Here is a 21,500-nt window from a genome sequence, read left to right on the forward strand (position 1 = left end):
CCTCAGCCATGCTCACACCACAGCCGCCATCGACAACTCGAAAACGACTGGGTTTCTGGGCGCGATCGCTTTTTGCTTTTGTCCTGGGGGGGCTGATGGCCCTCGGCTGCGGCACCCTGGCGGCCGCCCAACTGCCCAATCCCTTCACCCCCGGCACCGGCACCCTGCCGCCTGCGGGGGTGAAGCGGATTGGCCTGCTGGAAGTCACCTCAGTCAGCCTCGACGGAATTGCCCTGTTCGACATTGCCTCTCCAGCGGTTTTTAACCGCAATGAAGCAGGTGCTGGGGTGCCGGTCGAAGTGCGGGCCCGCCAGATCGAGACCAATCTCAACCAGGTGGTGAACCGCGCCCTGCCCCTGATCGATGCCGACGAGTCCCTCAGCAGTGCGTCCCTGGAAATCAGTATCGAGCTGATTGGCGGGCAGCCGGTGCTGTTTGCGGTGGGTGCGGGGCTGGTGGAACCCAGGGTTTTGCTGACAGTGACCGACACCGATGCCCAGTACAACGAGGTTTCCCAGGGGGATCTGGCCGAGCGCTGGCAGGCAGAACTGCAGGACGAGCTGCGCCAGGCGGTCGACAGTCGTCTCCCCGGAGCCCGGCGGCAGCAAGTTCGCAGAACCCTCTGGATCCTGCTGGCCGCCATTCTCCTCACTTTGCTGCTGACCGGGATCTGGCAAGTGCTGGGCTGGCGCAAGAGCGCCCTGGAGCGCAGACAGACCGCCCAGGCAGACCTACCGGCAATCCCCGACGATGCGTTCCCCGCCCAGCAGATTCAGTCCCTGTTTCGTTACCAGATCACCCTGGAGCAGCGGCTGCAGGTGGTGGCCTTTCTGCGCTGGCTGATGTTCTGGGGAATTGCCTTTGTGTGGATTACCGGCATTGCCAGCGGCCTCTATATTTTTCCCCAAACCCGTGGCTATGCTGTTGGGCTGTTCTCCATCCCGGTGCTGCTGCTGCTGACCTGGTTTCTGGCCGGGCTTTTCAACCGACTGACCAATCTGGCGATCGAGCGGGTAGCCCAGGCCTGGAGCAAAAACGAGCTGGGCGATCTCGACGATATCCAGCGCAAATCCATGCGCCTTTCCACCATTACTGGGGCGCTGAAGGGGTTGAAGACTACTGTTGTCTACGTGCTGGCCACCCTGCTGGTGCTGCAAACCCTGCGGATTGCGCCAGCGTCGCTGCTGGCCTTCGGGGCGATCGCGGCCCTAGCCATCTCGTTTGCGGCCCAAAGCCTAGTCAAAGACGTGGTCAACGGCTTCCTGATCTTGCTCGAAGACCAGTACGCCATTGGCGATCTGGTCAGCATCGGCACCACCACCGGCATTGTCGAAAACCTCAACCTGCGCATCACCCAGATCCGCGGCGAAGATGGTCGCCTGGTCACCCTGCCCAACAGCCTGATTGCCCAGGTCGAAAACCTCAGTCGCTCCTGGTCGCGGGCCAATATCAGAATTGATGTGGCCTATGGCACCAACGTGGATGAGGCGCTGTGGGTGGTGCAGGAAACCGCCCATGCTATGGCCAGCGACCCCGAGTGGCGCTACGCCATTCTCAATCCGGTGGAAATGCTGGGCATCGACGCGATGACCCACGCTGGCCTCACGGTATTGCTCTGGATTCGCACCCGCCCCCTGAAGCAGTTTTTGGTGGCCCGTGAGTACCGTCGCCGCCTGCGAATTGCCTTTGACCGAGCGGAAATTGCCATTGGGGTGCCCCAGCAGACCTTTATGGGGCTGGACAATGGCCATAGCGGCGGGTCAAACAAAGGCTTGACCGAGCGGGATGACTCTGTCGTCGATGGCGGCGGGGCTCACTCCTCAGCGACACCAGAGCCGATTGAACCCCGCTAAAGCATCCGAGGTCTACTTTAGCTTTTGTTTGATGAAAGCCAGCACCTTGGCCAACTGCCCCTTGAGCTGCGCCACTTCGCCCTGCAGCTGCTTCACCTGGGCCTGGAGAGCCTGGAATTCGGCGGCGCTGATGTCGCCACCGCCGCCAGCGGGGGCCGGGGCCGCTGGGGTCGCAGCAGCGGCGGCAGGAGCAGCGGTGCGGCGGGGCTTGCGGGCCTTGACCATGGCCGCTTTGATCGCCTCGATTAGCTCTTTTTGCTCAAAGGGCTTTTGGATGAACTCGAAATACTCAAAGGGTTCGGTAATTTTTTCGGTGACTTCTTCCTTGCGGCCCGACATCAGCACCAGGGGAATGTGCTGGAGGTCCGGGTTGGCCTGAATTTCCTGAAATACTTCCCAGCCGCTCATGCGGGGCAGCAAGAAGTCGAGCATGATCAGGTTGGGGCGCTGGCTGCGAATGGCATCCATGCCTTCGACTCCGTCTTGGGCCTCAACGACTTCAAAGTTGCCCTGGGGCAGCATGTCGCGCACCCGCATGCGGATGACCCGGCTATCGTCGATGACCAAAATCTTGTGATTTGTCACAGTTGACTCCTCTTGCGGTGTCGAAGGGCTTGGTAGACGTGAAATCAGTATAGTTCAGGTTTTTAGAAAGTCCTTGCCAGAAATGAGAATCTCTGACGCCAGGAGTTGCTGGGCAAATTGGCCCGCCTGAACTGCTCTAGGGGCTGTCACCATTTTGTTGGTCACGGCGCTCTGAAGGCGTCATCAATGACCGCTGCTAGCTTGAGGGGCTGTGTGAAAGCCCCTGGCCTGGCTATTGGGCCGGGGATGGACCCGCTGGCGTTAAACGTTCTTTGGCCAGAGTTGGTGACGCGCCCTAGGGCTGGTTAAAGAGTTCCCCCAAATCCTCCCCAAATCGACAGCTCGCTCCAGATTCCTGGGGGCTAACAGGGCTAAACAAGTGGCGTTGCTGAACCTCGGCATGAATCAAGCATTTAGCGCCTCCCGTAGGGGCAAACGGCCCTTTGCCCCGGCCCACGTTCATGCCCTAATTCAGCAACACCAAACAAGTTAACCGATTGAGGGGTTTACCCCTGGGGCGGCGACAGCAACAGGTGAGCCGCCTGCTTCACCTGGTTGAAGGGGTTGGGGCTGGGAGCCAGAGCCGCCAACCGTACCACGCACTGGTTTGGAAACAGCGCGGCGGGGAGGTCCAATCCGCTTTGGTAGCGGTTGTGGACAATGTAGCGCTGGGCAATGCCGCGATCGCCCAGGGTCTGATTCAGCCGGTGGGCCTCGGCTAAAATCGCCGACTGGTTTTGCACCACGCCAATGAATTCGGTGTGCTGGGGGTCTTGGAGCTTGGCCTGGGCGGCCATCACCCGCTGGCGCAGGGTGCGCAGACGACCCATAAATTCCACCCGGCCTACCACATCTTTATATTTGATCCACAGCTTGAAGATCCACCCCAGCCAGTCACCCAGGGCGGTGGGCATCTCCAGGAAGCGCAGCAGATGACCGGTGGGGGCAGTGTCGAGCACAATCAGCTGTTGCTCGTTGCGCTCCAGCAGGTCCATGACGGTGATCAGCGAGAGCATTTCGTCGATGCCGGGCAGGGCCTGGGCGACAATTTGCCGCCAGGCGTCGGGGCCGTAGAGCAGTTGAATGCCGTCGGCCACCTCGCCATCCCCCGCCATCATGTCCGCCAGTTCCCACAGGTAGTCGGAGCGAAACTGGTCAAGCACCACCTCGGCGCTGACCTCTTGGGCCTGGAGGTTGGGGCGCAGGGGGGTGGGTTCGTGGCCCAGGGGTTGGCCAAAGGCATCGCCCAGGGAGTGGGCCGGGTCGATGGACATCACCCGCAGGTTGGCTTCGGGGTGGCGATCGGCCAGGCCCCAGCTGAGGGCGGCGGCCACGGTGGTTTTGCCCACGCCTCCCTTACCTCCGACGACAATTAGCCGCCGCCCCGCCGCCACCAGATCTTCGATTAAAGGGGGGATGGGCTGGGGGACAGGTTCTGCCTGGGCCTGAGTGAAGACCGTGACCCCGGCGGCCTGGTTCAGCACTTGCACCTGGGGCATAAGGGCATCGAGGGCGGCGGCACCCACGGGTTCACCAGGTTGGGTGGGCACCCACAGCACCGGCTGCCCCTGGGCAATGGCGGCAAACTCGTCCAGCAGGTGACGTTGAATGTCGAGCGGGTGGCCTCCGTTCTGCATCACTCGGTTGATCACCAGGCCGCCGAGGGAAATGCCCAACCGGCCCAGGGCAACAATAAAGCGATCGCTCTCGGCCCAGCTCATTGGCTCCGGGATACCCACTACCCAGCAGGCGGTGCGATCGCGGTCTTGCATTAACCCCCGGCCCTGCTCCAGGTCGTGGCGCATGTCCACAATAAACGCATCGGCCTGGTCGGGGGTGTAGCGGCCCGCCAGGGTTTCGGTCAGGGTGCGATGTTTTTGTTGGAACTGCCCCAGGGACCCCAGCAGGATGTCCATAAAGTCCATCAGGGCGAACAGGCTGAGGGTGTGGCCGCTGGGGGCCATGTCGACGACGACGCGATCGGCGGTGCGATCGCGCAAAATCCGCTGGATCTCGAGCAGCGCCATCAGCTCATCCAGCCCCGGCCAGCCCATATCCCACACCGGGCTGAGGTCATCGCCCGCCACAAAGCTACCCCGCTCCACCAACAGCTCCAGCACCGTGCCGTAGTCGGCCCTAAACTGTTCCAGCAAAGCGACGGCATCCAGGGCCCGCACCTGGAGGTTGGGCAGGTCGGGCAGGGGGGTAGGAGTATTGTCAACGGCCACCAGCAGCACATCCCCCAGGGAATGGGCCGGGTCGGTGGAGATCAGCAGCACGGTTTCGTCGGGGCGCTGCTGCGCCAGCTGTCGGGCAAAGCCGCAGGAGAGGGTGGTTTTGCCCACACCGCCCTTGCCGCTAAACATAAAAAGTTGTTGGGGCGCAGATGCCAGCATGGCTGATCCCTGGACGGTGCTCTTTTAGGGTGCCCGCTACGGCAGGAGAACGCCAGCGCAGCTACGAAATTTAATCGCCCCCCATCCACTCATCTACCCATTCACTCATCCACCCCTCTAGCGCACCGGATTCTCCGGCCCCCTTCCCCGGTAGGCATCAATGAACGTAGCCGCTGCCTCGGGCTCAAACTCCGGCAGGCGCAGCTTTTGGGTCCAGGCGGTGAGCACCACTTCCTGGCCCAAACCGGGGTGGGGCACCACCACCAGGCCATCCCAATAGCCCGGAAATTCTCGGGCCCAGGCGGTGAGGGTATCCACGGCCCGCTGGCCGGGCTGGTCGATGTAGATCACGATGTTGCCGTGCTCCAGGGAATGCACCAATTCCTCTAGCCGCTGGGGCTGGCCGTAGACGCCGGGCAGCACGGGGTTGGGGTCGTGGGGGCCGGAGGTGGGGAAGTCGGTGTCGTAGTTGACGGGCTGGCCGGGGGCGACGTGGGCCTGCCCCTGGTCAGGGAAGGTTTGAACGTTGGCCATCGCCGCCTCTCCAGTAGTGGTGTTGGGCTCAAAGGCCACCGTTTGGGGCCGGTTGCGGTACCACAGCCCCCCAATCAAGGCGACCATCAGCACGGCGATACCTACAGGCCCCAGCAAAAATGACAGGGGGTTGGGGGCATCGCCCCGGCGGCGGCGCTTGGTGCGGGTAGACTCGGTCATGTTTTCGGCAGGGCTAGAGTAACTGCAACGACAGCTTAACAATTGTCCTTAATCAGTGTAGCAATGCAGCTTAAAGGGCCGGGTGCCGGAAAAATGCCCTTTCTCTTGCAATTCCTTTCAGTCGGCACGGGGGCTAGGATAGGGGATAAACCTGTTCTAATACATCAAAACGTCATACATCAAAACGTCCGGTTGTCTACTCTCGCGCAAGCCAGAGAACGTCTGCTGCTCGATGCTAGACCAGCGATCGCCAGTGCCGATCCCGCTTTTGATCCCTATCCCGTACAGCAACTATGGACATGAGCGCGGCCCATCAGAGCGGTGATGGCTTCAACGCCATCCCCTTTACCTTCTAGTTGGCTATAAGGTTTAAAGTGAAGATATCCTTGCTTTTTACAGAGAGGGTTGGCTATGGCTGTGGCAACGCGGTTGAAGATTGGCGATGTGGCCAAGCAAACCGGCATTGCGGTGGGAGCGCTGCGCTACTACGAAAGCCTGGGGCTGCTGAGTTCTGAACGGGGCGATAACGGCTATCGCTACTACTCCCCCGAGGCCGTTCATCAGGTGCAGTTCATCAAAAAAGCCCAGGCCCTGGGGTTCTCCCTAGACGAAGTGGGAGACGTATTAAATGTGCACCAGCGGGGCGATGTGCCCTGCGAGTTTGTGCGATCGCTGCTGCAAGCCAAAATTCAGCAGCTGGAAACCCAGATTCAGCAGATGACAGCGTTTAAGGCCGATCTGGAGCAGTACCGCGATCGCTGGGCCGAGACGCACCCACGCCCGCAGCCGGGGGATATTTGTCCGCTGATCGAAACCGTGGCGTTGGCGGAGTGAGGGTGTTGGGTATTGGGTGGCGGGTGACGGGTATCGGGGGTATACGGTGCACGGTGTACGGTTCAAGGTTTGCCACAAACCGTATACCTGAAACCCAAAGCCTGACACCTAACACCCCAAAAATCCCCCATCCCCCCTGAGCTACAATAGTTCACTGGACTGTACCCAGAACCCACGTATTGGCCATGGCAAAGATAGTAGTCGGGCTTTCCGGCGGCGTAGATAGTTCGGTAGCGGCGGCCACCCTGCACCAGCAGGGCTACGACGTGGTGGGCCTCACCCTGTGGCTGATGAAGGGCAAGGGCCAGTGCTGCTCCGAGGGCATGGTGGATGCCGCCAGGCTCTGCGAGGACCTGGGCATTCCGTACCACGTGGTGGACAGCCGCGAGGTGTTTGAGCGCGAGATTATTAATTATCTGGTTGAAGGCTACGGCAGCGGCATTACGCCCCTGCCCTGCTCCCAGTGCAATCGGGCGGTCAAGTTTGGGCCCATGTTGCAGTACGCCCGCGAGGAACTGGGCGCAGACCGCATTGCCACTGGCCACTATGCCCGCATTACCCAAAACCCGGAAACAGGCCGCTACGAGCTGCGCCGTGCCGTGGACCCGGCTAAGGATCAGTCCTACTTTCTCTACGACCTGACCCAGGATTTGCTGGCTGGCTGCGACTTCCCCCTGGGCCACCAGACCAAGACCGAAACCCGCCGCATCGCTGCCGAGCTGGGCCTGCACACCGCCGCCAAGCCCGACAGCCAGGACCTGTGCCTGATCGAGCACCACGGCTCGATGCAGACCTTTCTAGACAAGTACCTGGCCCCCAAACCCGGCGACATCGTGGACACCGAGGGACGCATTCTGGGACAGCACAATGGCATTCACCACTACACCATTGGCCAGCGCAAGGGCCTGGGCATTGCTGCTCCCAACCCGCTGTACGTGGTGGGCTTTGACATGGGCAAAAACCACGTGATTGTGGCCGATCGCAGTGATGCCCACTGGCCTGACTGCACTGTGCAGCGGGTCAACTGGGTCTCGATCGCCGCGCCCACCGAACCGATGCCCGTGTCGGTGCAGATCCGCTACCGCAGTGAGGCCGTGGACGCAACTCTGGTACCGCTAGCCGCTGAAACGGGAACGGGTGAGCGGGTGAAAATTGTCTTCGACGAGCCGCAGTTTGGCGTCACCCCTGGCCAGGCGGCGGTGTGGTACGACGGCGACCGGGTGCTGGGCGGCGGGCTGATTGAGGCGGCGGCGGTCCCTGAGGTGGCGGCACCAACCTCGAATGCCCGTGTTCTGAGTCATTAATAGCGATCGCCATGGCAGACACGACCAAAGACCAGCAGCACCCGCAGTACAAGACCGATCGCCAGGTGGTGAGCCAGCTTTTGGTCGGCGAAGCCACCGACTACAACCTGGTGGAACTGGCCCGGTTGATGATTCGCTACGACGGATTTCCCGGTGCCCGCGACATCCAGGCCGACCTCAAAAAAGCCCTTGGTCGCTGGCAGCTCACCGAAAGCGAGCTGTTTGAAAAAACCCGCGCCATTCACCAGCAGGGCGAGGTGTATAAGGGGCTGGGCCGAGGCCGCGAAGACTGGAGCTAGAGGTAAGGTAGAAGACAGAACTCCAGATCTTGAGAAGAGCTAGGTGTGGCAAAGCAAGGGAAATGCGGAGCAACTCTATGACCCCATCCACCGCAAAAGTACTTTGTACGTTTGAAGACTACATTGCCTATGATGACGGCTCTGAGAATCGCTACGAGCTAGTTGATGGGGAGCTAGTTGCAATGTCACCGCCTGTTATGGAGCATTTTTTAATTGCCAAATTCTTAGAACAGGCACTAGATATCGAAATTAGGAGACTTCAGCGTCCTTGGCTATGTTTTCGTGAATCAGGTGTAAGGACTGGACTACGAAAATCACGACTCACTGATGTGTCTGTAGTTACACTCGATCAGGCCCAAGAGCTAAAAGGCAGATCGGTTGTTTTTTCAACTTCTCCCCTGCTGGTGATAGAAGTCGTCAGCCCCGACTCTGTTACCCGTGACTACCGCTATAAACGCACCGAGTACGCTGCCCTAGAGATTCCTGAATACTGGATTGTTGATCCTCTAGAACTTAAGGTGACGGTGCTGACGTTTAACGAAGGGCTTTACGACGAAACCGTATTTGTAGGGGATCAGCCCCTGGTGTCGCCTACGTTTCCAGCGCTAGCGTTGACGGTGGATCAAGTTTTGGCAGCGGGGGAGTTGCCCTAGTATTGACGGGCAGAAATATAACAATCCTTGCTGTGGGTGTTGGGTGCCGGGTGCCAGGTTTCAGGAATGGTTGGCCAGCTTAAGCCGCAGAGTAATCGGCTAGAACCCAGGTTTCAGCGGTGGGTTTAGAGTTGCCTAGGCAGTTGCCGCAAAGAAACCCGTTTTCTCTCCACAGCGAGCCTTACAACGAGCGGTATACTAGCCAGCTATGAGTAGTCTTAAAGCGAATCGGGGTGCCATCGCCGCAGGGCACACCCTCACCGCCGAGGCAGGGGCCGAGATGCTGCGCCAGGGGGGGAATGCCTTCGATGCGGCGATCGCCGCTGCCTTTGCCGCCTGCGTGGTGGAATCGTCGCTGACCTCGCTGGCGGGGGGCGGGTTTTTGCTGGCCCATACGGCGGCGGGCGAAAACCGGCTGTTTGATTTTTTTTGCCAAACACCCAGATCAAAGGACAGCGGGCGATTCCGGGACGGAGACTCGTTCCAAGTCGGTTCCCGAACGCTTCGCGAATCGCTCGACTTTTACCCGATCCACGCCAACTTTGGCGACACCGTGCAGGAGTTTCACATTGGCCTGGGGTCGATGGCGGTACCGGGGGCGATCGCCGGACTGCTGCACGTTCACCAAACCCTGGGTCGCCTGCCCCTGGAGCTGGTGGTGGCCCCGGCCCAGCACTGGGCGGTTCAGGGCTTTGATGTCGATGCCTTTCGAGCCTACAGCTTTGAGATTCTGGCCCCGATTCTCACTGCCACCGCCGCCGCCCAGGCCATCTATGCCCCCCAGGGCAACCTGCTGAAGGCGGGCGATCGCCTCTACATGCCCGACTGCGCTACTTTTTTGCAGAACCTGGTGCGCCACGGGGGCGACTGGTTTTACCAGGGCGAGCTGGCCCATGCGATCGCCCAGGACTGTCAGGCCCAGGGCGGCTACCTGAGCCTGGAAGATCTGCAAACCTACCGGGTGATCGAGCGCGAACCCCTGAGCGTGGTCTACGGTGGCGACACCATTCTGACCAACCCGCCCCCCAGCTCCGGCGGCACCCTGATCGCCTTTGCGCTGCACCTGCTGGCACAGGCATCAACCGCCAGTACTCCCCACAGCAGCCCCCGCCACGTGGCGGTTTTGCGCGAGGTCATGGGGTTAACCAATTTGGCTCGTCAGCAGGGTTACGACGACCACCTCTACCGTCCCAGTATTGCCCAGGAGTTTCTCGGCCCCGCCCATCTCGCCCCCTACCTGAAGCAGCTGCGGACCACCCTCAGCCAGGGTGGCAGTCGGTGGGGCAGCACCACCCACATCAGCGCGATCGACGGCGAGGGCAACGCCGCCAGCCTCACCACCTCCAATGGCGAGGGCTCGGCCTACATCATCCCCGGCACCGGCATCATGATGAACAACATGCTGGGCGAAGAAGACCTCAGTCCCCAGGGCTTTCACCAGTGGCCCGCCAACCAGCGCATGTCGTCGATGATGGCCCCTACAATTGTGCTCAAAGACGGCAAACCCCACGTGGTGCTGGGCTCGGGCGGCTCTAACCGCATCCGCACAGCCATTTTGCAGGTGATCTCCAACGTGCTCGACTTTGGCATGGATATTGAAACCGCCGTGCAGGCCCCCCGCCTGCACTGGGAGCGCGGGGCGCTACACTTGGAGCCTGGCTACGACCGAGAGAAAATTGAAGCCCTGGGCATTCCCGGCGATGACGACTGCACCTGGTGGCAGGGCCACAACATGTTTTTTGGCGGTGTCCACGCGGTCGCGGTTGGCTCGGATGGGGTTTTGTCGGGGGTGGGCGATGGGCGGCGGGGCGGGGCGTGTGTGGTGGTGGATGGGTAGGTGAGTGGGAGGGTAGGTGAGTGGGAGGGTAGGCATGGAGCGACTTTCTGGAAAGTGGTGATGAGGAGATGAGGGGATGGTCCCTGATCAGGTTGAAGGGATAGGAGCCGTATCTGTTTCCCCTGGTTTTCTGAACTGGTTCACAATTAAGAGAGTACTGACATCTCCTAACCTATGGCTCCTTCGGCACCGCCTAAAGCGCAACCCTCTGTAGCACCTGCGGCCCTGTGGGCTGCTGCGATCGCCCAGCCCGCCACAGAATTTGCCGCCACTCCGCTGACTGTCTTAGAAGGCGAACTACCCGTCGGGCTGAAGGGCACCCTCTACCGCAACGGCCCGGCCCGCCTGGAGCGGGGGGGGGTTCAATTTAGTCACTGGTTTGATGGTGATGGGGCGGTGCTGCGGGTAGGGTTTGATGGCGGTTCGGCTGTGGCCAACTATCGCTACGTGCGCTCTGCCGGATTTGTGGAGGAGGAAGAGTCTGGGCAGTGCCTGTATCGAGGTTACGGCACCCTGCCGCCCGTTTCCATCTGGCAGCGTTGGCAGACTCAAATTAAAAATGTCGCCAATATCTCAGTACTGGCTCTGCCCGATCGTCTGCTGGCTCTGTGGGAGGGGGGACTGCCCCATGGGCTCGATCTCGAAACCCTGGAAACGCTGGGGCTGGATAATTTAGACGGGCTCAAGCCCAGCGACACGTTTACGGCCCACCCTAAGCGCCACCCCCGCACGGGCAAAATCTTCAGCTTTGGCCTGGTGCCAGGGGGCAACGCCACCCTCCAGCTCTACCGCCTCAGCGCTGCCGGAGCCGTGGAGAAAACAGGCAGCATTCCCCTCAGCGGCATTCCGCTGATTCACGACTTTGTATTGGCCGATCGCTACCTGGTGTTTTGCGTATCGCCCGTGCGGCTTAGCCCGCTGCCGGCGCTGTTTGGCCTCAGCAGCTTTAGCGATGCGCTCCAGTGGCAGCCCCAGCAGGGCACCCAGATTATTGTGGTAGATGCAGACAGTCTGGAGCCGATCGCCTTTGACGCTACAGACCCCTGGTACCAGTGGCACTTTGGCCACAGCTACCTCGATTTTGACGGTTCGGTTGTGTTCGATGTGGTGCGCTACAAAGACTTTGCCACCAATCAGTACCTCAAAGAAGTGGCCTCGGGCCATATGACCACCCCCGCCGATGCCCAGCTCTGGCAGTACCGCATCGACCCCAAAACTGCGAGAATTTTGGATCAGCAGTGCTTGGTTGACCGCCACTGCGAGTTTCCGATCGCGATCGGCCAGGACGAAACGGCTGTCAGTTACCTGAACGTGCACCGCGACGACTTGGTGCCATTGAGCGAGCTGTTTGGCGCGATCGCCTGCTTTGACCCCAAAACTGGCCTTACCGTCGCCGATGCTGGCCCCGGCTGCTACCCCTCCGAACCGATCCCGGTGGAAAATGCTGCCAACCCTCAGCAGCCGTGGGTGCTGACTGTGGTTTACGATGGCTGTCACCACCGCAGCGAGGTGTGGGTTTTCGAGGGTCACGACCTGGAGAAGGGGCCAGTTTGCCGCCTGGAGTTGCCCAGCGTTGTACCCCCCAGCTTCCACGGCACCTGGGTGAGTGGGTAAATTTAGGTGTGCCTAGTACGGGTTGTCAGAGATAGGGCAACCCTTGCTGGGGGTGTCAGGGGTTAGGTGTCAGGAACAGCTGGCTGACTTGAGCCGCAGGGTACTAGGTCATCGGTGGCTAACGCGGCGGCACCCAGGTACGCAGAACGCGACCGGGGATCGCTTTCCCCAGCCAGGGGGTATTGGCCGAGAGGGAACACAGGGTTGACGTGCTGACCGTCCAGGTAGTGTCGGGATCAAACAACACCATCTCGGCGGGCTGCTGGGGCTGAATGGTGGGCAGCGTTTGCCCCCAGCAAGCAGCAGGATTGGTGCTCAGTGCCCGAACCAAGGTTAGCGGCGACCAGTCGCCCTTGACCACAAAGGCATCCCACAAAATCCCCAGGGCCAGCTCCAGGCCGATCGCTCCCGGTGGGGCCGAGGGAAAGCCCACAGTTTTGTCTTCGTAGGTGTGCGGGGTATGGTCGATCGCGATCGCATCCACCACCCCCGCCTTTACCCCCGCAATCAGCGCCAACCGGTCTTCAGGATTTCCCAACGGCGGCGACAGGCGCAGGGTAGGGTCGTAGCCGCCCAGATCCTTCGTGCTAAACAGCAAATGCATCCAGGTGGTGCTGGCGGTCACGGACAATCCCCGCTCCTTGGCCTGCCGCACCAGCTCCACCCCTCGCGCCGTCGAGAGCCGCATCAGGTGAACCGGGGTGCCCACCTCGGCCACGCATTCCAACAATGCCGCCAGGGCAGCGGTTTCAGAACTGGCCGGGTCGCCCACCAGACCGTAGATCAGCGAAAAGGGGCCTTCACGGGCCACGCCGCTGTCGCGCAGGGTGCGATCGCAGCTGTACAGCGCCACCGGCTTGCCCAGGGGCTTGAGGTACTGCAACAGTCGCTGAGTCAGCAAAGGATTTTGAATCGCTCGACCATCGGCAAAGCCCGCGATCGCAGCTTCCGCCAGCTCCGCCAACTCCACCATCTGCTGGCCCTGGGCACCCTGGGTCAGCGCCCCCCAGGGGTAGAGCTGGGGCAAAGACGGATCACCACCCGCCAGGGCGTCTCGCCGCGACCGTAGTTTCTCCACCATCGCCGAATGGTCGATCGCAGGTTCGGTATCGGGCAAAATCCCCAGTCGGGTAAAGCCCCCCGCCTGCCCTGCCGCCAGCAGCGACTTCAGGGTTTCGCGCGGCTCGTGGCCCGGTTCCCCCGAGTGGCTGTAGAGATCCACTAGGCCCGGCAGCAGAATTTTTCCCTGACCGTCGACCATCTCGGCCCTGGCGGGAATGACGGTGATCGACGGGGCGATCTCTGTCACTACCCCGTCCTGTACCAGCACATCGGCGGTGCGATCGCTCCCCATGACCGCATCCAGCACCCGCACCTGCTGAATCAGCTGCGCCCCCGCTGCCGCAACCTCCGTCACAGTGCCCCCGCTGCGGTTTTGTCCAGCACGCTGCCCGACAGGTGAATGGTGATATTGGCCGTCACCAGCACCGGGGCGCTGTCGATACCGTTCGGGTAGTCGATCACGCTGACGGCACCATTGCCCTGCTTAAACCGCCAGAACGACTCTGGCCCCAGCCCCAGCACGTGGCACAGCAGCGCCTTGTTCACCGCATCGTGAGCGACAACGAGAACGGTCTGCACTTCCTCGCTGCCGCTGTGGGCCGAGACGATTTCCTTCCAGGCCGCGATCGATCGCAACCACACCTGCTCCAGGTTTTCGCCCCCCGGCATTTGCACGGTTTCGGGCTGGCTCTGCCACTGCTCCAGCATGCCGGGATAGTTGGTCTCAATTTCCGACTCGTACAGCCCCTCCCATTCGCCGTGGCTGATTTCTCGCAGCTCGTTGATCGAGTGCAGCGTCAGGCCAGGGTGGTGCTGCAGAATGATTTCCGCTGTTTCTTTGGGGCGGGCCATAAAGCTGGTGTAGGCCGCATCGATGGTCACGGGTTTAAGAAATTCTGCCGCCTTCTCGCCCTGGGCGCGGCCATTGTCGTTAAGCGGCACATCGATCTGGCCCTGAAAGCGGCCCTGGCGGTTCCACTCGGTTTCTCCGTGGCGCACCAGCAGCATGCGGGGGCCTCGGTGACCGCGGCGCATGTCGGGCAGCGGTGCGCTCATGTGGCTGGTCAGGTTCATGGCCTCGACCTGCACCGGGCTGCCCCAGCCGCCTGCGAAATTGAGCACGCTGATGTTGCAGTTGGCCTGGTTGAGGCTGTTAAAGCGCTCTGGCCCCAGCCCAATGGCGGTGCTAATCAGCGCCCGGTTGATGGCGCTGTGGGCCACAATCAGCACAGTCTGGCCCTGGTGCGCCGCCAGCAGCTCCTGCCAAAACCGGGTGGCCTGCTGATACAGCTCGCGAATGGGGTAAAACTCTACAGTCGTGCCGTCGGACTGGGGCACGGCCATAACAAAGTTGGCCGGGTCGGTGCGCCACTGCTCAAAGGTTTGGGGATACTGCGTTTCGGCCTCGACAAAGGGCATCCCCTCCCACAGGGGCAGGCTGATTTCTTTGAGGTTGTCGGTAAAGCTGGGGGCGGCCAGAGCCGGGGTGCTCTTTTGCAGCTCGGCGGTAATGATTTCTGCCGTTTTGCGGGCGCGCTTGAGAGGGCTGGCCCACACTGCATCAAAGGGAATGCCGACCAGTGCCTGCCCCACCTGCAGCGCCTGGGCTTCGCCGCCAGGGGTGAGTTCTGACTCATCGCAGTGGCCTTGAATGCGCTTTTGCTGGTTGTAGGTGCTCTGCCCGTGGCGAACGATAATTACGCGGGTTTTCAGGGGTCTGTCCTCTCAGTTGTTCAACCAACGTCAGATTTTACCCTGTTGGGGAGTCGCCCCGCAGCTTTGCTGCACACGTGTCTGAATGATCAATCGAATTCTTGACCTCAACCGTTGTCCTGACGATAGATCCATACTTCTCCAGAGTTCATCGCTGCCCGAACAGCATTGAGCAAGTTGAGAGATTACCAATAGCGCTGGCAGGCGTGGGATAATAGTATTGTTGAAGCAGTGAGAAGAACTTAACTCTGGTGATTCATATCATTAGAAAGTGAGGAATGTATGGCCTTTCAATTTACAGTCACTATTGAAAAAGATGATGAAGGGTATTATGCTCATTGTCCGCAATTGCCGGGGTGCCAGAGCCAAGGAGAAACGTTAGAAGAGGTAAAAGCAAACATTCAAGAGGCTATTGAACTTTACCTGGAAACTCTTTCCTACGCCGAAAAACAGGCTTTGGCTAAACAAGAAATTTTGACTATGCAGCTTGAGGTACAAGTTGCCTAAACAACCAAGGCTGACTCACCAAGAGGCAGAGCAGAGGCTACTCAAAGCTAATTTTTTACTTATACGTACAAAGGGTAGTCATCGTATTTATTTCCGAGAAGGAGTAAGAGTTGTCGTGCCTTGCCACTCCGGGAAAACTTTGCATCCAAAGATAGTTAAGCAGGTGCTTGAAGCAATTGAGTCGTTTGACAATGACTAGGGTTTGCTGACTGAGGAGGTTCTCGTAGGGCATAGCTTTTTGCTTTACCGCTGTCGCCACTGGCCGGGAGTGACCCCCAGCAGGCGCTTGAAGTGGCGATTCAGATGGCTCTGGTTGGCGAAGCCTGTCTGGTAGGCAATGTCGGCGATCGCCAGGTCTGGCCGCGCCAGCAGCGCTTTGGCCCGCTCAACCCGGCAGCGAATGACGTACTGGTGCGGCGCAAACCCGGTGGACTGTTTGAACAGCTGGGCGAAGTAGTGGGCGCTCATGCCCGCCAGGGTGGCGAGGGTGTCGAGGCTGAGGTCGGCGTCTAAGTGGCTGTGGATGTAGTCGATCACCCGCCGCAGCTTGGGGCGAGATAGGCCGTCATTGTAAGTCGTCAGCTGGGGCTTGCGGGTGGCGTAGGTTTGCAGCAGATGCACCGCCAGTGTGGTCGTCAGCGACTCGGCATAGAGGCGGTTTGGAGCGCCCGTCTGCAACAGCCGCCGCAGGGCCAGACCCAGCTGCAGCACCAGCAGATCCTGGGTGGCGAAGTGGGGCACCAGCTCGTAGGTGGTGCCATCGGCAGCTTCGTCGAGCGATCGCCCCAGGGCCGCCGGGTCAAACACCAGGTTCATAAACTCACCGGGCACGTTCCAGCGCGATCGCTGCCCCACCCCGGCAGGTAGCACCAAAATATCGCCCGGATGCACCCGCTCCAGCTTGTACTGGCCATCGATGCAGCGCTCAGCCACCGCCGTATCGGGCAGCTGGGTAAACAGCACAATAGCGTGCCAGGGAGTCGCAACCTCGGTGGCGGTTTCACCCGGCGGCTCCCAGCGGCAGTCTACATAGGTGTTGCGCCAGCAAAAATCGACCGTAGACAGCAACGGCGGTGCCGTAAACACGGCATCTACCTGCTCTGGGGTGGAGAGAATCTGAGGGGCCATGCTGTAGCTCGATGGGTACACGCCTAACCCGGACAACTTCAGCTTAGCCTATTCCTATTACAGCCGCTGGGCCAGCGCGATCGCCAGCGGACTGAGCAGCAGCGCCGGTAAAAACGAGGCCACCCGCACCTGGCCAATCTCCAACAAATTCAGGCCCAGCCCTAAAATCATTAGCCCGCCCGTGCCGGTAATCAGCAGCACGTGGGGGCTGGTGGTGGGGTCTGGAATGATTGCCCCCGAGACACTGGCCAGCAGCGATAGCCCCCCCTGCACCGCCAGCACGCTTAGGGCCGAAAAGCCCACCCCAACGCCGTAGGTGCCGGTCAGGGCGATCGCGGCCAGCCCGTCCATCGTTGCCTTGAGCGTCAGCAGGGTATTGTCGCCAGTCAGGCCGTTGTTGAGGCTGCCCACGATCGCCATCGGGCCAATGCAAAATAGCAGGCTGGCCGCCACAAACCCCTCGGTAAAGCGTCCGCCGCCCCGCACCCTGGCCTTGAGCCAGTCGCCCAGCACCGACAGGCGCTTCTCAATCTGCCACCATTCCCCCAGCAGCCCCCCCGCCGCCAGCACCAGCAGCGCCAGAATAATCCCGTCGATGGGGCCAGCGTCGATCGCAGACAGACCCGTCGCCATCGATACGCCAATCACCACCGTCATCAGCCCCACCGCCTGGGTAATGATCTGCTGCATTGACTTTGGCAGTCGGCTGCGCAGCATCAGCCCCAGAGCCGTGCCCAGCAAAACAGTGGCGACGTTGATCCAGGTGCCGCTGGTGGTTGCCCACAGGTTGAGCATAGAGAGTCCTCATGACGAACTAAATAAAGTGCAAAATTCAAAGTACAAAATTTTGAATATTCATTTTTGAACCCATCCCCACCCCACAAATACCAACTCCACCCACCTACCCACCCATCTACCCATCCACCCACCCACCTGCCTACCCATCCACCCACCCACCCCTCCCCCATCCGCGTTATTCTCCAAGCAGACCCATTTCCCTGGAGACTATCATGGCCGTACCCGTCAGCCTGATTCAGGCCCAGTCCTACGATCGCGATGACCTGGCGCGCGCACTCGCCCAGGTGCTAGAACCGCTGGGGGGCATGGCGGCCTTTGTCAAACCGGGCGATCGGGTGCTGCTCAAGCCCAACCTGCTGACCGGCTCCCGCCCCGCCAACGAATGCACCACTCGACCTGAACTGGTTTACGCCGTGGCCCAGCAGGTGCAGGCCGCAGGCGGCAAACCCTTTTTGGGCGATAGCCCCGCCTTTGGCAGCGCCTATGGGGTGGCCAAGGCAAATGGGTTATTGCCCCTGGCCCAGGCGCTCGACCTGCCCATCGTAGAGTTACACGGGCAGCGGTACCCCACCGAAAGCCCCGCGTTCGACCACCTGCGGGTTTCGAAAGAAGCGATGGAGGCCGATGTGGTGATCAACCTGCCCAAGGTCAAGTCCCACGTGCAGCTCACCCTAACCCTGGGGGTGAAGAACCTGTTTGGCTGCGTGCCCGGCAAAATGAAGGCCTGGTGGCACATGGAGGCCGGTAAAGACGTGCAGCGCTTTGGCTCTATGCTGGTGGAAACCGCCCGGCTAATTGACCCCGAACTAACGATTGTCGATGGCATTGTGGGGCACGAGGGCAATGGTCCCAGCGGTGGGGAACCCAGGGCTTTGGGGGTATTAGGAGCCTCTGGCAACGTGTTTGCCCTGGACCGCGCCATGGTAGCGGTGCTGGGAGTCGATCCGCTGAGCGTACCCACCGTGGCCCAGTCCCTACGGCTGGGAGTCTGCCCTGCCTGGGACGAAATCACGTTTCCGCTGCTCCCCCCCGACGAGCTGCGGGTGTTCGACTGGCGACTGCCCGCCGAACTCATGCCCATCGACTTTGGTATGCCGCGAGTGGTGAAGTCGACGTTTAAGCACCTCTATATTCGCTTCATCAAAGAGCCCATGACCGCCTACGCTGGTCGGCTGTAGGGGCATTGCCTGCAATGCCCCTACAAGCTGGCTACAACCAAGCAGGTTCCGTATAACCTACTCCGCCGGATCGAGTCGGCCCAGGCGGTTGGCCCCTGTCGGAGCCGGTCGCCCCTGCCTGGCCAGGATCGTTTGCTCTAGCACTTCGATGGCGCGGAGGAACTGAGCATCGGCCTCGGTACCGAGCAGGGCGGGGTTGCTAAATAGCTCGCGGCGCTGGCTATCGCTCAACTCGACCGGCACGTCGGGGGTAATGCCCCGGGTGCTGATGTCGGTACCGTTGGGGGTGTAGTAGTGGGCCACGGTAACGGTGAGGCCAGAGCCATCGGTGAGGCCGTGGAGCGACTGCACCAGGGCTTTACCGTAGGTGGTAGTGCCAACGACGGTAGCCCGGTTGTTGTCCCGCAGCGCCCCGGTCAAAATTTCGCTGGAGCTAGCCGATCGCCCGTCCACCAGCACCGTGAGGGGCAGATCGGTCAGCGCCGTGCGGTTGGCCGAAATGGCGCTGTCGTTGCCGCTGCGATCGAGGGTGCGGACAATGGGACCGTGCTGCAGCCACATGCGGCTGATGTCGATGCTGGCCAGCAGCAGCCCGCCGGGGTTGCCGCGCAAATCGAGCACAAACCCTTCGACCCCAGCCTCGCTCAGGTTGCGAATGGCGCTGGCCATCTGCGGAGCGGCATGGGCGTTGAACTCAATCAGGCGAATGTAGCCGATGGGGCGGCCCCCCACCGTTTTTTGCGAATATTCCACCGTGGGCAGATCCATCCGAGCCCGGGTGAGAATCACCGTGCGGGGAGCCCCACCGTTGCGGGAAACGGTCAGCGTCACCTGGGAACCTTCGTTGCCCCGCAGCTGCTGCAGCACCCCCTCCGCGGTCAGGCGCTCGGTACTCTGCCCATCGACCAGCAAAATGCGATCGCCCGTCGCAATGCCCGACTGCGCGGCCGGGGAACCCGGCGCCACGCTGGTCACCAGCACTGCCCCGGTTTGGCTATTGCGCTCCAGCCGCACCCCAATGCCCGAAATCTCCCCCGAGGTTTGCTCGGTGAGGTCAGCGTACTCAGCTGGTGACAGGAAGCGGGTGTAGGGATCGTTCAGCCGCCGCAGCGCTGCTCGCAGCGCGGCATAGGCCGCGTCCTGGGAGGTGTACTCCCGACTCAGCAGGTCGTGGCGCACCGCCTGCCAATCCACCTGGTTGAAGTTGTTATCAACGTACTCCCGGTTGACAATCTGCCAGGCTTCGTCCACGACGACCTTGGGACTATCTTCAAGTTCCGTCAGCGTGGTGGCGGCGAAGGTGGCTTCTGCTGTCACCGTAGCGGCGAAGGCAAGGGGAACCAACGCTACAGCCTGGATAGAAGGCGTCAGCCGAGATAGCAGCCGGGAGAAGGAGGAAATTGGCATTGTGAATACAGCCTGGACGAAGGGAGGCAACGGACCCGATTACGGTTGGCCCTATTGTGACTGATGATTTAATGCTTTGGCCAGATGCAAAGGCTACTTTTGGCGATTTTTGGATTTTCTTTAGCTGTACGAAAAGCCGACAGGGCCGGGGATGCACAGACAACGCCCTTGGCAGTGACCCCAGGCTCAGCCCTCAACTGCCACAGTAGGGCTTGACAAGCCGCGATCGCCTCTAAAGCCTACCCTGGATAATGTCGCCACAACGGTTACAGCTCCCGGTGCAGCGCCAACTAAAGATCAGGGCGCTCGTAAGTTGGGTAAACCGCAGGGTCACCCAACAGTAGTCAGCCCGGTTGGGTGCTGCTGGCCCGTCACCCACATCCACATCCAGGTTTGACAAACCAGTAGCCTATTTCTTGGCTCGGGCGTGGCAAGGCTTGATATAACGGGCTTTTAGCCACGATTGATGACACGCCCTAGGCTCGGTTGGTGGCGTTGATCTCGTCTAAAATCGCCTGAGCGCCCTGGCCCCGCAGGGACTGAGCCAGCTGGCTGCCCAGGGCCTCGGCCTCGGCGCTAGGCCCGGCTACGGTGTCTTTGATCACCCGCTGGCCGTCGAGGCTGGCCACCAGCCCGGTGAGGGTGAGGGTATCGCCATCGAGGCTGGTGTTGACGCCGATGGGCACCTGACACCCCCCCTCCAGCTCCCGCAGAAAGGCGCGTTCGGCCAGGCAGCGGGCGGTGGTGGTGGCGTCGGAGAGCACACTCAGCAGCTGGAGGATTTCGGCATCCCCCGTGCGGCACTCGATCCCCAGCGCCCCCTGCCCCACGGCGTGGAGGGAGATCTCGGCGGGCAGAATTTCGTGGATGCGATCGCTCATATCCATGCGGTGCAGCCCCGCCGCCGCCAGAATGATGCCGTCGTAGCCACCCTCGTCGAGCTTGCGCAGGCGGGTGTTGAGGTTGCCGCGAATGTCTTTGAAGGTGAGGTGGGGGTAGTGGTGGCGCAGCTGGGCCAGTCGCCGCAGGGAGGAAGTGCCAATCACCGCCCCCTCGGGCAGGGTAGCCAGGGTTTTGTCCCTGTTTTTTTCGTGCACCACCAGGGCGTCGGCGGGGTCTTCCCGCTCGGTAATGCAGCCCAGCATCAGCCCCTCGGGCAGGCGAGTGGGCAGGTCCTTGAGGGAGTGCACAGCAAAGTCGCTGTCGCCGCGCAGCATGGTGTCTTCGAGCTCCTGGGTAAACAGGCCCTTGTCGCCGATTTTAGACAGCGACACGTCGAGCACCTTGTCGCCCTGGGTCTCCATGGTGACAATCTCGAAGCCCAGATTGGGGAAATGCCGCTGGAGTTCGTCCCGCACCCAGTGAGTTTGAATCAGCGCCAGCTGGCTCTTGCGAGAGACGATGCGAATGGTGCGCTGGGGGGTCGAAACAGTTGGGGATGCGGTGGATTGCATAGTCTGAAACGAGGCTTGCAAAGGGTTTAAGGATGGCTCTAGACAGGACGGGTTAACCGCCACCGAATTTCCAGGTTACAGGATGGCGGCTACCTCTATGGTGGGCCTCCAGGAGATGTTAAGGGGTTGTCACATTAGGGCGCTGGCGGCGTCTATGATAAGTG

Annotated in this window: 19 protein-coding genes; 10 read left to right on the forward strand and 9 right to left on the reverse strand. The window is 61.0% G+C overall.

Going from position 1 to position 21,500, the window contains the following annotated elements; all coding sequences use genetic code 11:
- The first annotated feature begins 8 nt into the window (after positions 1–8).
- Positions 9–1,853: a mechanosensitive ion channel family protein gene (locus NF78_RS19775; protein ID WP_081972774.1), complete on the forward strand. Its 1,845-nt coding sequence runs from the start codon at positions 9–11 to the stop codon at positions 1,851–1,853.
- 12 nt (positions 1,854–1,865) lie between these two features.
- On the opposite strand, the gene NF78_RS19780 is transcribed toward NF78_RS19775, so the two are convergent.
- The 3 genes from NF78_RS19780 to NF78_RS19790 all read right to left on the reverse strand — a co-directional run bounded on the left by NF78_RS19780 (position 1,866) and on the right by NF78_RS19790 (position 5,548).
- Positions 1,866–2,438, reverse strand: coding sequence for a response regulator (locus NF78_RS19780; protein ID WP_035991075.1), 573 nt, complete (start codon positions 2,436–2,438; stop codon positions 1,866–1,868).
- A 506-nt stretch (positions 2,439–2,944) separates the two neighbouring features.
- Entirely contained in the window at positions 2,945–4,834 is a 1,890-nt protein-coding gene (locus NF78_RS19785; RefSeq protein ID WP_035991077.1) for an ArsA family ATPase, read from the reverse strand.
- 117 nt (positions 4,835–4,951) lie between these two features.
- Entirely contained in the window at positions 4,952–5,548 is a 597-nt protein-coding gene (locus NF78_RS19790; RefSeq protein WP_035991079.1) for a DUF3105 domain-containing protein, read from the reverse strand.
- Between the two features lie 411 nt (positions 5,549–5,959).
- Here NF78_RS19790 and NF78_RS19795 point away from each other — a divergent pair, with 411 nt between their 5' ends.
- From NF78_RS19795 to NF78_RS19820, 6 genes are all read left to right on the forward strand, one after another.
- The gene (locus NF78_RS19795; protein WP_035991082.1) at positions 5,960–6,382 is read left to right on the forward strand and encodes a heavy metal-responsive transcriptional regulator; all 423 of its coding nucleotides are present in this window, start codon (positions 5,960–5,962) and stop codon (positions 6,380–6,382) included.
- A 185-nt stretch (positions 6,383–6,567) separates the two neighbouring features.
- Entirely contained in the window at positions 6,568–7,686 is a 1,119-nt protein-coding gene (gene mnmA / locus NF78_RS19800) for a tRNA 2-thiouridine(34) synthase MnmA (RefSeq protein WP_035991084.1), read from the forward strand.
- An 11-nt stretch (positions 7,687–7,697) separates the two neighbouring features.
- Positions 7,698–7,985 (forward strand): DUF3288 family protein, encoded by a 288-nt coding sequence (locus tag NF78_RS19805; protein WP_035991086.1) that lies wholly within the window; start codon positions 7,698–7,700, stop codon positions 7,983–7,985.
- 77 nt (positions 7,986–8,062) lie between these two features.
- Positions 8,063–8,638 carry a Uma2 family endonuclease gene (locus NF78_RS19810; protein ID WP_035993413.1) on the forward strand — a complete coding sequence of 192 codons (576 nt, stop codon included), beginning with the start codon at positions 8,063–8,065 and terminating at the stop codon, positions 8,636–8,638.
- A gap of 208 nt (positions 8,639–8,846) precedes the next feature.
- Positions 8,847–10,475 carry a gamma-glutamyltransferase gene (gene ggt, locus NF78_RS19815; RefSeq protein ID WP_035991088.1) on the forward strand — a complete coding sequence of 543 codons (1,629 nt, stop codon included), beginning with the start codon at positions 8,847–8,849 and terminating at the stop codon, positions 10,473–10,475.
- 174 nt (positions 10,476–10,649) lie between these two features.
- Positions 10,650–12,089: a carotenoid oxygenase family protein gene (locus NF78_RS19820; protein ID WP_035991090.1), complete on the forward strand. Its 1,440-nt coding sequence runs from the start codon at positions 10,650–10,652 to the stop codon at positions 12,087–12,089.
- 118 nt (positions 12,090–12,207) lie between these two features.
- Here NF78_RS19820 and NF78_RS19825 read toward each other — a convergent pair whose 3' ends face one another.
- Both NF78_RS19825 and NF78_RS19830 read right to left on the reverse strand, forming a co-directional pair.
- Positions 12,208–13,506: a dihydroorotase gene (locus tag NF78_RS19825; protein WP_072016198.1), complete on the reverse strand. Its 1,299-nt coding sequence runs from the start codon at positions 13,504–13,506 to the stop codon at positions 12,208–12,210.
- Positions 13,503–14,864, reverse strand: a complete 1,362-nt coding sequence (locus NF78_RS19830; RefSeq protein WP_035991092.1) for a histidine phosphatase family protein — start codon at positions 14,862–14,864, stop codon at positions 13,503–13,505. Before NF78_RS19830 ends, NF78_RS19825 begins: the two co-directional genes overlap by 4 nt.
- A gap of 282 nt (positions 14,865–15,146) precedes the next feature.
- Between NF78_RS19830 and NF78_RS19835 the strand changes: the two genes are divergently transcribed.
- Positions 15,147–15,371, forward strand: a complete 225-nt coding sequence (locus NF78_RS19835) for a type II toxin-antitoxin system HicB family antitoxin (RefSeq protein WP_035991093.1) — start codon at positions 15,147–15,149, stop codon at positions 15,369–15,371.
- The gene (locus NF78_RS29825) at positions 15,364–15,570 is read left to right on the forward strand and encodes a type II toxin-antitoxin system HicA family toxin (protein ID WP_072016199.1); all 207 of its coding nucleotides are present in this window, start codon (positions 15,364–15,366) and stop codon (positions 15,568–15,570) included. The genes NF78_RS19835 and NF78_RS29825 overlap by 8 nt, the downstream gene beginning before the upstream one ends.
- Positions 15,571–15,614: 44 nt before the next feature.
- Here NF78_RS29825 and NF78_RS19845 read toward each other — a convergent pair whose 3' ends face one another.
- Both NF78_RS19845 and NF78_RS19850 read right to left on the reverse strand, forming a co-directional pair.
- On the reverse strand, positions 15,615–16,499 hold the full coding sequence (locus tag NF78_RS19845) for an AraC family transcriptional regulator (RefSeq protein WP_052050770.1): 885 nt from the start codon (positions 16,497–16,499) through the stop codon (positions 15,615–15,617).
- Positions 16,500–16,556: 57 nt separating this feature from the next.
- Entirely contained in the window at positions 16,557–17,294 is a 738-nt protein-coding gene (locus NF78_RS19850) for a DUF554 domain-containing protein (RefSeq protein WP_035991097.1), read from the reverse strand.
- Between the two features lie 215 nt (positions 17,295–17,509).
- On the opposite strand from NF78_RS19850, the gene NF78_RS19855 reads away from it, so the two are divergent.
- Positions 17,510–18,475 (forward strand): DUF362 domain-containing protein, encoded by a 966-nt coding sequence (locus NF78_RS19855; protein ID WP_035991099.1) that lies wholly within the window; start codon positions 17,510–17,512, stop codon positions 18,473–18,475.
- Between the two features lie 57 nt (positions 18,476–18,532).
- On the opposite strand, the gene NF78_RS19860 is transcribed toward NF78_RS19855, so the two are convergent.
- The gene (locus NF78_RS19860) at positions 18,533–19,882 is read right to left on the reverse strand and encodes a S41 family peptidase (RefSeq protein ID WP_081972777.1); all 1,350 of its coding nucleotides are present in this window, start codon (positions 19,880–19,882) and stop codon (positions 18,533–18,535) included.
- A gap of 476 nt (positions 19,883–20,358) precedes the next feature.
- Positions 20,359–21,336: a hydroxymethylbilane synthase gene (gene hemC / locus NF78_RS19865; RefSeq protein ID WP_035991101.1), complete on the reverse strand. Its 978-nt coding sequence runs from the start codon at positions 21,334–21,336 to the stop codon at positions 20,359–20,361.
- Positions 21,337–21,500: the final 164 nt, after the last annotated feature.

The organism is Leptolyngbya sp. KIOST-1, from assembly GCF_000763385.1.
Classification (GTDB): Bacteria; Cyanobacteriota; Cyanobacteriia; order Phormidesmidales; family Phormidesmidaceae; genus Nodosilinea.